This window comes from Collinsella aerofaciens, assembly GCF_002736145.1.
In the GTDB taxonomy this organism is placed as follows: domain Bacteria; phylum Actinomycetota; class Coriobacteriia; order Coriobacteriales; family Coriobacteriaceae; genus Collinsella; species Collinsella aerofaciens_A.
This window is the reverse complement of record NZ_CP024160.1, coordinates 861,322-875,248: the sequence shown is the minus strand read 5'-3', so window position 1 is coordinate 875,248 and position 13,927 is coordinate 861,322. Positions and strand designations below refer to the sequence as shown.

10 protein-coding genes are annotated in these 13,927 nt (G+C 57.8%); 8 read left to right on the top strand and 2 right to left on the bottom strand.

Features of this window, described 5'->3' with window-relative positions; translation table 11 throughout:
- The first annotated feature begins 46 nt into the window (after positions 1-46).
- The 3 genes from CSV91_RS03875 (at position 47) to CSV91_RS03865 (ending at position 4,431) form a co-directional block, all read left to right on the top strand.
- Positions 47-478, top strand: a complete 432-nt coding sequence (locus CSV91_RS03875; protein WP_099431873.1) for an RrF2 family transcriptional regulator — start codon at positions 47-49, stop codon at positions 476-478.
- 139 nt (positions 479-617) lie between these two features.
- Positions 618-2,432 (top strand): VgrG-related protein, encoded by a 1,815-nt coding sequence (locus CSV91_RS10020; protein ID WP_157757985.1) that lies wholly within the window; start codon positions 618-620, stop codon positions 2,430-2,432.
- An 85-nt stretch (positions 2,433-2,517) separates the two neighbouring features.
- Positions 2,518-4,431, top strand: coding sequence for an AAA family ATPase (locus tag CSV91_RS03865; protein ID WP_099431872.1), 1,914 nt, complete (start codon positions 2,518-2,520; stop codon positions 4,429-4,431).
- A gap of 18 nt (positions 4,432-4,449) precedes the next feature.
- On the opposite strand, the gene CSV91_RS03860 is transcribed toward CSV91_RS03865, so the two are convergent.
- Both CSV91_RS03860 and CSV91_RS03855 read right to left on the bottom strand, forming a co-directional pair.
- Complete coding sequence (locus tag CSV91_RS03860) at positions 4,450-5,472, bottom strand: glycosyltransferase (protein WP_099431871.1); 1,023 nt, start codon at positions 5,470-5,472, stop codon at positions 4,450-4,452.
- Positions 5,473-5,642: 170 nt separating this feature from the next.
- The gene (locus CSV91_RS03855) at positions 5,643-6,773 is read right to left on the bottom strand and encodes an acyltransferase family protein (RefSeq protein ID WP_157757983.1); all 1,131 of its coding nucleotides are present in this window, start codon (positions 6,771-6,773) and stop codon (positions 5,643-5,645) included.
- A 101-nt stretch (positions 6,774-6,874) separates the two neighbouring features.
- Here CSV91_RS03855 and CSV91_RS03850 point away from each other — a divergent pair, with 101 nt between their 5' ends.
- The 5 genes from CSV91_RS03850 to CSV91_RS03830 all read left to right on the top strand — a co-directional run bounded on the left by CSV91_RS03850 (position 6,875) and on the right by CSV91_RS03830 (position 13,785).
- Positions 6,875-7,978 carry a glycosyltransferase family 2 protein gene (locus tag CSV91_RS03850; RefSeq protein WP_099431869.1) on the top strand — a complete coding sequence of 368 codons (1,104 nt, stop codon included), beginning with the start codon at positions 6,875-6,877 and terminating at the stop codon, positions 7,976-7,978.
- A 6-nt stretch (positions 7,979-7,984) separates the two neighbouring features.
- A complete protein-coding gene (locus CSV91_RS03845) occupies positions 7,985-9,025 on the top strand; it encodes a glycosyltransferase family 2 protein (RefSeq protein ID WP_099431868.1) in 1,041 nt (346 codons plus the stop codon).
- 74 nt (positions 9,026-9,099) lie between these two features.
- Positions 9,100-10,218 carry a glycosyltransferase family 2 protein gene (locus tag CSV91_RS03840; RefSeq protein WP_157757982.1) on the top strand — a complete coding sequence of 373 codons (1,119 nt, stop codon included), beginning with the start codon at positions 9,100-9,102 and terminating at the stop codon, positions 10,216-10,218.
- A 12-nt stretch (positions 10,219-10,230) separates the two neighbouring features.
- Positions 10,231-11,298, top strand: coding sequence for a glycosyltransferase family 2 protein (locus CSV91_RS03835; protein WP_099431866.1), 1,068 nt, complete (start codon positions 10,231-10,233; stop codon positions 11,296-11,298).
- Complete coding sequence (locus CSV91_RS03830) at positions 11,299-13,785, top strand: glycosyltransferase family 2 protein (protein WP_099431865.1); 2,487 nt, start codon at positions 11,299-11,301, stop codon at positions 13,783-13,785.
- Positions 13,786-13,927: the final 142 nt, after the last annotated feature.

The following is a 13,927-nucleotide window of genomic DNA, read 5'->3' as shown; positions in this document are numbered from 1 at the left end:
CAAACAAACCTGGTTATGTTGTCCCAGATGCGATGGGAGGGTAGGTATGCTCATTTCTTCCAAGGGCCGCTATGCCCTCCGACTGATGATCTATATCGCGGCGCTTGGTGACGCCGAGGGCAAGATCGCCCTGCGCGAGGTCGCCGACCGCGAGCGTATCTCGCAAAAGTATCTGGAGCAGCTGGTTCGTCCGCTTATGAAGGCGGGCCTACTTAAGAGCGTGCGCGGCAAGGGCGGCGGCTACATGATGGCCAAGGACCCGGCCGAGGTGCGTGCCGGCGACATCCTGCGCGCCGTCGAGGGCAGCACGGCTCCGGTGGCGTGCGATGGTATCGACAACAGCTGCGCCCGCAGCGATCTCTGCTCGACCGTCAAATTCTGGCGCGGTCTGGACGACGTGATCGAAAAGTACGTCGACGGCGTGACGTTAGCCGACCTTGCTGCCGTCCCCGAGATTAACTTTGACATTAAGCTGTAGGTTGAACGCAATTCCTTAAGATTTCGCGGAGGGTTGTTGCCGTTTACCGAGGGGTTGTTGTGCAACAACGGGCGAGCTGCAATACTTATTTCTATCTTTGCAAACTGCACTTTAACTACACCAATGCAGGGAGGATCTTATGCAGCCCAAGCATTCTGCGATTGTCGCGGGCCTGACGCTGGCGCTTTCGTTTGGCGCCGTTACCGCACCCGCACCCGCTGCCGCCGAGGAGCCCACACCGGGCGTTGCCTCGGATGCGACCGATATCGATAAGGGCCTTTACACCCAGCAGTCCTTCTCGGGCGTGCTGAGGTCGGTCCAGGGCGTTTCGTTTGTTAACGTGACCCCCGAGATGAAGTACTTTACCAAGTACGAGAGCCATGGCAACTATAACCAGGGCTTTTCGTATGGCGACGGCTATAACGCGCTGGGTTATTACCAGTTCGACCGTCGATGGTCGCTCATTCCGTTTATGAAGCAGGCCTACAACTACAACCCCGAAAAATACAGCATGCTCAAGGATGCGATTGATCGCGGCAGCGAGATTTCCAACACGAGCAATGCCATGTACGAGAATGGCCAGCTCACCGAGTTGGGCCGTATTGCGCAGGAGGCCTTCCAGGGCGCTTATAACACCGACCCTGCTGAGTTTTCGGCTCTGCAGGATGCGTATGCGTACAACTCGTACTATGCGGTGACCGAGGCGTGGCTCAAGAGCGGCTTGGGTATTGATATTTCGGGCCGTGCCGATTGCGTTAAGGGCATGGTGTGGAGCATCACCAACATGTGCGGCACCGGTGGCTGCAGGGACTTCTTCCGTTGGGCGAATCTCTCCAACGATATGTCCGACCGCGAGTTTGTGACGGCGCTTTCCAACAGTGTGGTCAATAACGTGGCGACCAAGTATTCGAGCCAGCCCCAGTATCATGAGGGCTGGAAGAACCGCTACCGCAACGAGCTGAAGGACTGCTTGATTTATATCGCCGAGGACGAGGCCGCTGCCGCTGCGACGCCCGTGCAGCCCGAGCCCACGCCGGCGCCCACGCCGACGCCTGATTCGAATGACGACTCGAGCGACGATGCCAACGATGACAGGATGGATGCGCCCTCGACCGATGCTGACGGTGATGGCTCTGCTGGTGGCACTACCAACAACGGCTCTACCTCGAACGGCTCCGATTCAAACGGCTCTGCTGCGGGCGATTCGTCTTCAAGCTCTGCCGGCAATACGGACAGCGACGCTTCTGGTTCGACCGGCGCTGGCACCTCTAACTCATCCACCGGCTCGAGCGATTCGTCCGTTGGCACCGGCTCTAACAACGGCTCCGGCTCTGACGTAACCCCTGGTTCCGATGCTTCCAAGGATGACTCGAATAAGGCGCCGGACGCTCCCGTTGCTTCGCCGGACAAGAAGCCTTCTTTCTCCGAGCAGCTTGGTTCTACGCTGGGCTCTTCGCTGATGGCTGGCGTCAATAACGGCTCGACCCAGAACAAGGGCAACTCTGATCAGGTTTCCACGGAAAAGATCGAAGCCGCAAAGGGCGACTCCAAGGACAAGGCTTCCGAGAAGACCGAATCCGATAAGGGTTCTAGCTCTGAGGAGAAGAGCGACAAGTCCGAACAGAAGAAGGACGAGTATAAGAAGTCTGAATCTGAGGAGAAGGACAAGAGCAAGGCCGAGGGCGAAAAGAAACAGTCCCAAGACGACGACAAGAGCGGTGCTGACAACCAGGTCCAAGAGCAAAATGACCCCAAGACGGTGACCACCACGACCACGACGACTACAACGACTAAGTCCTCGGGCGGCAACATGCCCAAGACGGGCGATCTGATTGTGATGGCGAGCCTTGCTAGTGCAAGCTTGGCTACGCTGGGCGCTACGTCTATCGTAAGTGGTAAGCATAAGCTCGATCAGCAGAAGAAGGCTTCTGGGGAGGACGGCTCGGAGGAGTAATCTTCCAGATCGTTTTCTATAAGAGTTTGGGACGGGGTCCGGTGCGGCGGCATCGGGCCCCGTTTTTGTTGTGCAACGATTTGTTATGCCCCTCGGGGGTCTGTTGCTACCGTTGCCCGAAACGTTTGCATGTCGATATTGTTGCGCTCTACCCGCTCGCTACAATGGGCATCGTGCTGCGTTAGAAGGAGAGTTTACGGTGTCTGAACAGGCGAATTATTGTGTTGCTCATGCGTTTGGCGCACGGTTGCTCAGTTATGCGGATAACGCAGCTCTACCGGTTGATGTACATGACTTTTCCGATGCAATCAATCGGTGTTTACTCGTCGATAAGACTATGTTTATTGCCGATATATTGGACAGCGAAGCACCTGTTGCGCTTTGTTGTCGGCCCAAGGGTTTTGGCAAGAGCATGAATCTATCGATGCTCAAATGCTATTTGGAACGACCTGATCACCGGCGGCCGGATCGAAGCCCGTTCGCCGGCACCCAGATTTGGCAGGCGGGCGGTGGTCGCTATCGTGATGAGTACGCGTGTTATCCGGTCATCACACTCGACTTTTCAACTGCCACTGTGAGGCGCGACGCCGATGCTGCGGCGGCTATTCGCAGCGCTGTCGCGCACGAGTGCGCCCGATTGCTGCCGCTGCTTGCTGCGCCCGATCTGTCAAGACGTGAGGTTCGTCTTATCGAGAGGGCGGCGCGTGGGGTGGCCAGCGATAAGGAGATCGATGCGGCACTTGGCGTGCTCATTAAACTGCTCCAGACAGCTTTCGATGTTCGGGTTGTTCTTCTGATAGACGACTACGACGCGGTATGTCCAAAGCGTTTGGACGCTAAGGACGACGGTAGCGTGGATTCCCTAGAGTCGCTCAGCCGAACGTTGTTTGACACCATTGCCGATGCCGGCGACTCGTTGCGATTGACGTGTCTTATGGGCGAGCGCCCCGGTCCTGCCGAGTTTGCGTTGTCCCAACGTGGGGTTTCCTATCGGTCGGCGACACCGCTGTCGAGTTGGTGTGATCGATGGTTCGGTTTTTCGGACGACGAAGTCCGGGTGCTGCTGGATCGCATCGGGCGCAACGACTGTCTGGATGACGCGCGCGAGTGGCTCGAGGGCTATCTGCTTGGTGGTTTTTATTGCTCGAGCCCGGAGCGCGTGGTGGACTACGCACATCGCGGTTGCGTCGCGCCTGTTCGGGCAGATCTGTATGGTTACGCCGACCGTCTGAGCGCATGCGTCGGCGACTGGAATCTCATGCGCCTGTCCGCATTGTTCGATTTACTTGAGGCGCATGGGTTTATTGAGGCGCCAGTGCATGTGCATGCCGAGGAGGCCGATGCCGCCAAGTCCGATGATATCTGGACTGCGCTGTATCTGTCTGGATTTCTTACGACGGACATGACGGGGCATTCGGGGGACGGCGCGTGCCTTCGTTCCCTGCGTCTGCCTAACAACGAAGTGCGTCAGGCGCTCCGTCTTGTAATTCTGGAATGGTTTGAGTGCGCCGTTGAGGACGTTGGAGTTATCGACTCGTTCCATGACGGGCTGTGTCGAGGAGACGAGGACACTGTAAAGCAAGCTTTGAGCTGTGCTATCGGCGATCTGGGCATCGATGTGGGCCAGTCAGATGTGCCGACAGCCTATCATCTGGCGCTTCAGGGGCTCTGCTTTGGACTGCCCGGCTATTGCAATCCCAGCTCCAAGCGAAGTGGCGTCTCGGATCGCTGGGATATCCAGGTGATTCCCACCGGTCGGGTGTTTGACGTGGCCGACACGCTCGGCATGCTCGATGAGCGACCGCTGATAACGATCAACATGATGTACGACCCTGGCGTCGATGCCCTGGGCCTGGAACTGTTGGCGGTTCAGGCACTGCTCGACATAGAGCGCGACGGCATCGATGGTATCCGCGTGCCGCGCCCCGCCGTCGGGCGCATGCGTTGGGGCTTTGGTTTTGACGGTCAGCGTGTATCCGTGGTGTGCCAACGACTGTAGCGGCGGGCGAAAGCCCTTTTACTGCTCGGCGCCCTTCATGGGAGGCATGGGCTTCCAGTTGGGATCCTTAACGATCTTGCGGGCGTCCTTCATGCCACGGCGCAGCGCCGGAATACCGGTCTTAAAGCACTTGTCAACGGCGGCCAGGCGAATGAACTCCTTGCAGAAGGTCGCGGCGTTGCCCAAGCGGAACAGCATGGGGTGGTAGTCACCGTAGATCTGCATATAGCGAGCGAGGAAGCCTCGGTTGCGCATGATGTAGTAACGGTTGGTGTCGCTCGTGGAGTTGAGCTGGCGCTTGCCGGCGATATCCCAGTTAGAGACGGCGCGGGCTCGCTTGAGCACCACGTCGGCAACAACGGCGGCGGGGAAGTGCTGGCTGGCTACGTAGCCATAACAGGCATCGTCGCCGTAGATAAAGAAGCGCGCGTCGGGCAGGCCGATCTTGTCGACCACGCGGCGCGAGAACATGCCGCCCTCAAAGCACAGCTGGTTCATGGCGCGATAGCCCTCGGGACCCAGATCCCACTTGGCGATGGGGTTAGGGATGCCGAGCGAAAGGATAAGCTGGTACTGCCAAAAGAAAGCGCCGCCGTCAAAGTCCAGGCGCGAACCCTGGATAACATCGTAGCGGTCGGTCCACTTGGCCAGGCGCTCGATGCCTTCGGGGATGACAAGCACGTCGTCGTCCATCACCCAGAACCACTGGGCCCCCAGATCGTATGCGCATTTAGTGCCAGCGGAGAAGCCGCCCGCACCGCCGCCGTTTTCGAGCTGCGGGGCGTAGATGACACGGTCGGTGCCGCCCTGCGCGTCGGGCTGCTCGGTGTCGATGCCCCACAGGTTGGCCAGGCGCTCGTTGAATGCAGTGCACATGGCCTCGGTCTCGCGCGAATTCTCGTTATCGACAATCACGATGCGCCAGGGCGTTGCCGTGAGCTCGGTCATGGAGTCGAACAAGTTGGCCAGGAGTTCCTGGCGCTTGTACGTAACGACGACGATGGCGAGCTTATCGATGGGAGCGGGAAGGGTTGAAGGCATGGGGCAATATATCCTTTCACGCGCGGCGCGCGAGCGCTGCACGGAAGCTATCGAATACGTCCTTGGGACTGTCCTATTGTAAAGGCTCGGCGCACCTTGTCGGCAAGCTTTGAATAAAACGCAGGAACCTGCCACGGCTGCAGCGGCTTTAGCGTCTGACGGCAGCGTGTCTATTGCCGCTTGAGCTTGCGAGCGATAAGGCTTCTAGCTGCATCGATGATGAGGAGCGACAGAGCAAAGACGATGCTAATGACGGTACCCGTGATGATACATATAGCTGCCGGGCTGTTTTGGCTGACCAGTATGTTTGCGAGCAACGTATTGAAGACGGGACGCCACAGGCTACTGGTGAGCGACTGCATCACATAGAAACCGAGCGTGGCGGTCGATAAGGTGACGATGACACCTGCAGTCCGCGGATTGCCTGAGACGCTGCGTCGGGTTGCCGCAAAGAGCAAGAAGGCGGCAGCGAGGGCAAACGAGATCAACGAGGTCGATTTGTAGGAGAGGGTTGTCATGGCCGTGAGGTTGTCGGTGAAGGAGAGTGCTCCTTCCAGGATGGTGGCGATCGCCAAAACCGCTGCGAGCGACCGCGTGCCTAAGGCGCCCGCCTTTTCCGAATCCATGGCGCCGGTTACGTCGCGGAGCAGCCCGCCTATCAAAAATGCGACTACGTACGTGGCAGCGCTCATGAGCTTCTGCAGCCAAGAAAACTCACCGCCGCTTGTCGCGCTCATGGCGGCTAAATACCCGTTAACAACAAATGCGAGGATGCCAACGGCGATGACCGTCGTCGTGTAGCTCTTTTGGGGGAGTCGACTCTTAGCCAGCCCAAACCATGGCGCCATGAAGACCGTGGCGGCATAGACCCAGATAAACTCAAGGCCTAGCGTGTACCAGTAGTGCGTGTCGAGGGCTACATCGGGAATGGGGGAGACGACCGTGGACCACGCGAGCGCCACGAGGCAATAAAACGCAGTGGGCATAACGACCTTGCCCAGGCGCTGCGCCGTCCGTTGCATTTGCGACTTCCATGTTGCTCCACCGTCCCAAGCACGCGCGGCAGAAGCGATGAGAAAATAGCCCGAGATCATAAAGAAGACCTCGTTGGCCCAGCAGCCCAGCAAGTTGATAAAACCGAGCACGCCGGAATAGGGGAAGGCGGCGAGCGGCGCGTATTCCGGCAAGCCGGCGCAGGTCGCTTGGAAGGTCCACTGAAACGTGTGGAACACCGCGATACCGGCGACTGCGACCAAGCGCAAGGCCTCAATGGATATGTTGCGTGCGGCTTTGGGCTGCATGGCGTCCTTTCGTAGGTTGGGCTCCATAGATTATATAAACGCCCGCTGGCGCGCTGACCCTTTGATACCATGAAACGACAGGTATTTCCTAAGGAGCACATTTGTCTACTAACGCCTCTGGCAGCCCTGTTCTGTCGCTGCTTATTCCCATTTACAATGTTCAGCGCTACCTGCGCGAGTGTCTCGATTCCGCCCTGGCGCAGACGCTCAAGGATATTGAGATCATCTGCATTAACGACGGGTCGACCGACAACTCGCCCGCGATTATCCGCGAGTATATGGAGCGCGATGGGCGCGTTAAGATGATCGACAAGGCCAACAGCGGCTACGGCGACTCGATGAACCACGGTCTGGAGATGGCGCGTGGCAAGTACGTTGGCATCTTGGAGTCCGATGACTTTATGGCGCCCGACGCACTCGAAAAACTTGTCTCGGCCGCCGATACCAATAATGCCGACTTTGCGAAGGCGAACTTTGATTTCTACTGGTCTAAGCCCGAGGAGCGCCGTTCACTGCACGAGATGTTTAAAGCCAAGGACTGTGGCAAGCCGGTGCACCCGAGCGATACGACACAGTTCTTTAAGCAAAAGCCGTCGATTTGGTCGGCCGTGTACCGTCGCGATTTTCTTGAGCGCAACGGCATTACGTTCCTGCCGACTCCGGGGGCGTCCTTTCAGGACACGTCATTCGCCTTTAAGGTGATCGCGTGCGCCGATAAGGCTGTTTACCTGCATGATGCCGTGTTGTCGTATCGTCAGGACAACGAGAATTCCTCGGTCAATTCTTCGGCTAAGGTCTTTTGCGTCAATACCGAGTATGCCGAGATTGAGCGTTGGATTCGAGAGGATTATGCCCGCGACCACGCAAACGGCGATGTCGCGCGCATGCTCAAGTTCAATCAGCTCATTAAGTACGATTCGTACATGTGGAACTACGTGCGCCTGGCGCCTAAGTTCTATAAGGAGTTCCTGGTTCAGATGGCCAAGGAGTTCCAAGCGGCCTTGGACGCCGGGGACTTTTCGCTTGACGACCTCAAGCCGTGGAAGCGCGCAAATCTCGCTGCCATCCTCAAAGATCCTGAGGGCTGGGTTGACGAGCATCCGAGTTTTGCGACGGATGGTGCCTTGGGGCGTGCTAAGTATTACGCCTCGGTTGGAGGCCCAGGTGTGGTTGCTGCCTTCCTCATCGAATCGCTGAGGGGGTAGGTCGACATGGGAGAGACTTTGACCCCCAAAGCGACCATTGTCGTTCCCGTCTACAATTCGTCGCGCTCCATTCAGCGATGCCTCGATTCGCTGTTGGTCCAGTCTGAGTGTTCGATTCAGGTTGTCTGCGTCAACGACGGTTCGACTGATGATTCGCTGAACGTGTTGCGCCAGATCGCGCAGGCCGACAATCGCGTACTGGTGATTGACCAGGAAAACGCGGGTGTCTCGTGTGCTCGAAATGCCGGTATCGATGTCGCCGAGGGCGAGACCGTCTTTTTTGTGGACGCCGACGATTACATCGATGCCCAGACGGTCGAGCGCGTGCTGCATGCCATGGAGTCTGCGGATGCCGAGGCCGCCGTTTTTGGCGGCGTCTGTGAACCTGCCAATGCTGCCCCCAAACGTGTCCAGCAACTCATGAGCCCCAAAGCTGGTACCTTCGGCGCCCGTGATCCCCAACTGCTGTTCCGTTCGAATGCGCAGCCCTATGCCTGCCGTGCTGCTTTTTCGCGCGAGCTGCTTAATCGCGAAGGCATTCGTTTCGCCCCCGGTTTGGCTTTGGGCGAGGACGTCGTCTTCCAATTTGCGGCTTATGCGCTTGCCCGCAAGACCGTCGTCATGCCGGACAAGTTCTACCACTACGTGATGGAGAGCGAATCGGCGACGCACGAGTTCAACAGTGCCGTGGCTCGCGCCAAAAAGCTTGACGCCCACATGAGGATGCTCGAGGAGATCTTGGAGGACTGGGCGGCCTACGATCTTTTGGACCTGTGTTCCGGCGAGCTGATAACTTGGTTTTTGGACCTTATTGTGTTCGACCTGGCGCGCTTGGATGCCGATGACTTCCATCGCGTGGCGGCTCGCGTCAACATAGACCTCACGACGTTTTTGGGAACGGAGTGGGCGGATATGCCTGCCAAGGGCGCCGTTCGCCGTGTTGCCCACAAGCTCGTTGCGGCGACCTCGGGCGTTTCGATGGCAGACGCCACGCTGTTCTATCTTTCGACTCGCGGTCTCAAAGCCTGCCTGGAGCGCTTTATCTAATTCCAAGCGCTGCCGCCCGCCTTAACGCGGCTGCTAAAATAACCCTGTTACACGCTACTCAACAGGAGGTTCTCTTGCAGAACTCTGATACCCCTAAAGTTTCGCTGCTTGTCCCCATTTGCAATGTCGAACGCTACTTACGCGAGTGCCTCGATTCCGCCGTGGCTCAGACGCTCAAGGACATCGAGATCATCTGCATTAACGACGGCTCCACCGATAGCTCGCCAGATATCATCCGCGAGTACATGGAGCGCGACCCCCGTGTAAAGATGATCGACAAGGCCAACAGCGGCTACGGCGACTCGATGAACCGCGGCCTGGAGATGGCGCGCGGCGAGTACGTGGGCATCCTTGAGTCCGACGACTTTATGTTTGAGGATTCGCTCCAAAAGCTGGTCGCCAAGGCCGATGCCGAGCATGCCGATGTGGTAAAGGGCGACTTTTACCTGTATTGGTCCACGCCCAGCGAACGCCGTGAACTGTTTGGGATTATCGACGAGCATATGACGGGCGCCGCGTATCGCCCCGTCGATCGCCCGGGCATCTTCTACCGCAAACCATCCATTTGGTCGGCTATCTATCGGCGCGAGTTCCTCAACGACAATCAGATTCGGTTCCTTCCCACGCCGGGTGCCTCGTATCAGGACGCAGGCTTTAACTTTAAGGTTTGGGCTTGCGCCGAGCGTGCCGCGTTTATTGCGGACCCCATTTTGTGCTATCGCCAAGATAACGAGAAGAGCTCCGTTAATTCGCCAAACAAGGTGTTTTGCGTGTGCGATGAATATGCCGAGATGCAACGTTTTTTGGACGAGCGTCCCGAGCTTAAGGCTCAGCTCCAGGGCATTTTAATGCGCATGAAGGTCGATACGTACCGTTGGAATGATGAGCGTCTGGTCGATGAGCTGCGTGAGCAGTTTTGGAAGAAAGCCTCGTCTGAGCTCAAGGCCGATTGGGATGCCGGTCGCTTTGACCTGTCGCTGTTTGATCCGCGTGGCGAGACCGACTTGCGCCTGATGGTCAAGTCGCCCCGCGCCTATATCGATTCGCGCTTTGACTTTAAGAAGCCGGGCAAGCTCAATACGTTTAAGCATTACTTTAAGATTGGCGGCCTGCCGCTGGTCTGGCGTGTGCTGACGTATCAGCGCACCTACGGCGACAACCCGCACCCTGATGACGTTCCGACCGCACAGTAGGAGCGAGTGACTATGGCTACCCCCAAGATTTCCGTTGTTGTTCCCATCTATAAAGTGGAGGAGTGCCTGGCCTGGTGCCTGGACTCCCTGCTTGCGCAGGACATGCCCGATTGGGAAGGCGTGCTGGTCAACGATGGCTCGCCGGACGGTTCGCGCGATATTGCGGCTGCCTATTGCGAAAAGGATGCGCGCTTTACGCTGGTCGATAAGGAGAACGGTGGCCTGTCGAGTGCACGTAATGCAGGCATCGCTGCGTCCACGGCGCCTATCGTCGCGTTTTTGGATTCCGACGACCGATTTACGCCCGATGCATGCCGCGTGATCGTCGATGCCTTTGAGCGCGAGGACTGCGACGTTTTGACCTTTGGCGCGAATCCGTATCCGCTCGAGGCGGGGTATCCGTGGCTTAACTATGTGCTGAGCCCGCGCGATGTGTCGTTTGAAGGCTATAGCTCCGACCTGCTGTTTAAGGAAGCATCTCGCCCCTTTGCCTGGCGCACCGCCTGCGGGCGTGAGTTTTTGCTGGGCAACGGGATCGTGTTCGACGAAACCGTTAAGTATGGCGAGGACCAGGTCTTCGATTTTGCCGTGTACGGTCGTTCGCACAAGACCGCGCTTATCTCGAACAAGCTGTATGACTACCGCGTGGCGCGCAAAGGCTCGCTCATGGATACCATGCGCTATGACGACGAGACGCGTCTGCTGGAGCACGTGAAGATTTATTCCGCGGTGCTGGCTGATTGGCAGCGCGACGGTCTCGATGCCCAGCATGCCGATGATCTGGCGTACTTCCTCTGCGATCTGGTGCTGTACGATGCGCTCAGGTTACTGGGTTCGGACTGTGGCAAGGTGTTTGCTGCCGTTGCCACGGCGCTTTCCGGTTCTGCCGTGGGCAGCGTTGCTGCGCTCGCACAATGCGCTCCTTCTGTTGCTGCTATGGTGCGTGCGGCGCTTACCAGCAAGGCCCCCAATGCCCGTGCATGTAAAAAGCTCATGTTCGATTACGACGTCTTGAGGTTTGGGCGCCTGGGTGCCTGCAAGCGTATGGCAGCGAACGCCCTGGGAAAGCGAGAAGTGTAGATGAGTATCAAGCGTTTGGCACTTTGCCGCAGCCAGGGCCGTCTGTTTGTGCTGCTTCGTTTTGCCGGTCAGGATGTCGCCGCGCTTATTGAGCGGGAGGGTTCTCAAGCGTTTGCCCATGCGACGACGAGCGGCTCTTGTGTGCTGTCACTGGTGCTCCCGGTCGATCACGGCCGCGTGCTGGCGCTTTGCCCTTCCGTTTCCGATTACGAGCGCGAGCTCGCCGTCTTGGTGCTTCCCTTTTTGGACGGCTCTACGATTGACGTCACATTTGCATCCGGTGGCCAAAGGTTGGGCTCCATTCGCCTCGATAGCCGCGTGGCCAAGCTGGAATCCAAGATTAACTACAAAGCAAAGCCTGCGCTGTGCGCGCTTATCCGCGATGCGCAGCGTGGCGAATGCTGCGGTCGCTACGAGATCGATGCCATTCGCTATTTACCGGCAGACGCCGGCGCGGTGTGGCGCTATGAGGTTACCTGGGCGGGAGAACCCCAGTGCGCACCTGAGCTCCAGATCTTCGATACGCATATGAATGCCATCGATGCTACCGTGCATGTGTTTGAGTCGCAGGTCGATGTGCCGCAGCGCAACGGTTGCCGCGTCAATAAAACGTATCTGAGCGTTGAGATGCCTCAGGATATACGAGATTTTGTCGCGATTGTGAGCGATCCCACGGAGCAGATCCAGAGCGGGTTTTGCGCCATGGATGGTCGCCTGTACAACGGCATGGTCGATGACAGTTGGAACCGCATGAAGGACGCGCGTGCAGACGACGCAGCTTATCGACGTTGGTTTGAACAGCATCGTGCAAAGCCGGGCGATTTGGTGTGCCAGCGTGTCGCTTCGGCGGCCTTTGCCTATAGGCCGCTCGTGAGTATTGTGGTGCCGTGCTACAAGACTGATCGGGAATACCTGCGCGAGCTGCTGGACTCGGTGCTAGCCCAGAGCTATGACAACTGGGAACTGCTCCTTATGGATGCCTCGCCTGAATGGGATGCGGTGGCCGCCCTTGCGGCAGGTGCCAACGACGAGCGCATCCGTCGCATCGAGCTTCCCGGCAACGGCGGCATTGTGGTCAACACCAACGCGGGTATCGAGCAAACGACGGGCGACTACATCGCGTTCTTGGACCATGACGACATTCTGGAACCGGACGCGTTATTCCACTATGTTGCCGCGCTGAATAAGGCGGCCGAGGGCGAGCGTCCCCAGGTCCTGTTCTGCGACGAGGACATGTTCCAGAAAACGGGGGAGTGGGGCCAGCCGGTCTTTAAGACGCGGCTCAACGTCGACCTGCTCTATAGCCATAACTGCGTGACGCATTTTCTGATGGTGGAGAAGGCGCTCATCGATCACATTGGCACGTCCCCAGAAGACGTTGCGGGTGCCCAGGACTACGACCTGACGCTCCGCTGCCTTGCGGCGGGCGCGCGGTTTGAGCATGTTGCGCATGTGCTGTATCACTGGCGTGTGCATCCCGGTTCCACCGCCGATGGCTCTGCAGATAGCAAACCGTATGCCATTGAAGCCGGGCGCCTTGCGCTTCAGCGCCACTTTAACGCGCTGGGCATTTGCGGAACGGTCGAGGAGACCGAGACGCCGTTTGTCTACCGCATGCGCTATGCGCTGCCGGAGCCTGCGCCGCTGGTAAGCATTGTGATTCCCACCAAGGATCACATTGAGACGCTCGACGCCTGTGTGATGTCGATCGCCCAGAAGGCAACGTATGCCAACTACGAGATCGTCTTGGTGGAGAACAACAGCGAAGCTCCGGAGACGTTTGCGTATTACGAAACCCTGCCAGAGCGCGTGGCTGCAGCATCCGAAGGCAAGGGCATCGCGCGCGTTGTGTGCTGGCCGGGTGAGTTCAATTACTCCCAGATCATCAACTTTGGCGTTGAGCACGCCAAGGGCGACTACCTGCTGCTGCTCAACAACGATACCGAGGTCATAAGCCCGGACTTTATCGAAGAGATGATGGGCTATCTGCAGCGTCCCGATGCGGGCGTGGTGGGTGCCAAACTCTACTTTGCCGATCATCTGGTGCAGCACGCTGGCATTGTGGTTGGCGTGCGCGGCGCACTTGCCCATGCCAACCAGGACTTCTCGGCAAAGCGCGAGGGCTATCTTGCCCGTGCCGTGCGCCCGGGCAACTTTAGCGCCGTGACGGGTGCCTGCCAGATGGTGCGACGCGACGTATTTGAGCAGATCGGAGGCTATAACGAGGAATTCGCCGTCGGTTTTAACGACGCAGACTTTTGCCTTCGCGTGTGGGAGGCGGGCTACCGCACCATCTTTACGCCCTATGCCGAGCTGTATCACTACGAGTTCACCTCGCGCGGCAGGGAAGAGGCCAACGAGGAAAAACTGCGTCGCTGGAAGCGCGAACAGGCACTGTTCATGCAACGCTGGCCGGAGTTCTTCCTCGATGGCGACCCGTGGTTGGGGCCGAACTTATCCGCTGAAAGTGAGTACTTCTCGTATTAAGGCAATGGTTTTAGGAAGTCCTAAACTTTCTTTCGCTATGAGCTTGGAAGAAAGCAACGTAGACAACTTACTAAGATAAATTACGAAAACTCGATACTTTCGCGATAAGTTTATACAAGCTTATACAGCTCGATATTATTCG

Coding starts and splice junctions, on each gene's coding strand:
- CSV91_RS03875 (WP_099431873.1), top strand. CDS start 47: ATGCTCATTTCTTCCAAGGGCCGCTATGCCCTCCGACTGATGATCTAT.
- CSV91_RS10020 (WP_157757985.1), top strand. CDS start 618: ATGCAGCCCAAGCATTCTGCGATTGTCGCGGGCCTGACGCTGGCGCTT.
- CSV91_RS03865 (WP_099431872.1), top strand. CDS start 2,518: ATGCCCCTCGGGGGTCTGTTGCTACCGTTGCCCGAAACGTTTGCATGT.
- CSV91_RS03860 (WP_099431871.1), bottom strand. CDS start 5,472: ATGCCTTCAACCCTTCCCGCTCCCATCGATAAGCTCGCCATCGTCGTC.
- CSV91_RS03855 (WP_157757983.1), bottom strand. CDS start 6,773: ATGCAGCCCAAAGCCGCACGCAACATATCCATTGAGGCCTTGCGCTTG.
- CSV91_RS03845 (WP_099431868.1), top strand. CDS start 7,985: ATGGGAGAGACTTTGACCCCCAAAGCGACCATTGTCGTTCCCGTCTAC.
- CSV91_RS03835 (WP_099431866.1), top strand. CDS start 10,231: ATGGCTACCCCCAAGATTTCCGTTGTTGTTCCCATCTATAAAGTGGAG.
- CSV91_RS03830 (WP_099431865.1), top strand. CDS start 11,299: ATGAGTATCAAGCGTTTGGCACTTTGCCGCAGCCAGGGCCGTCTGTTT.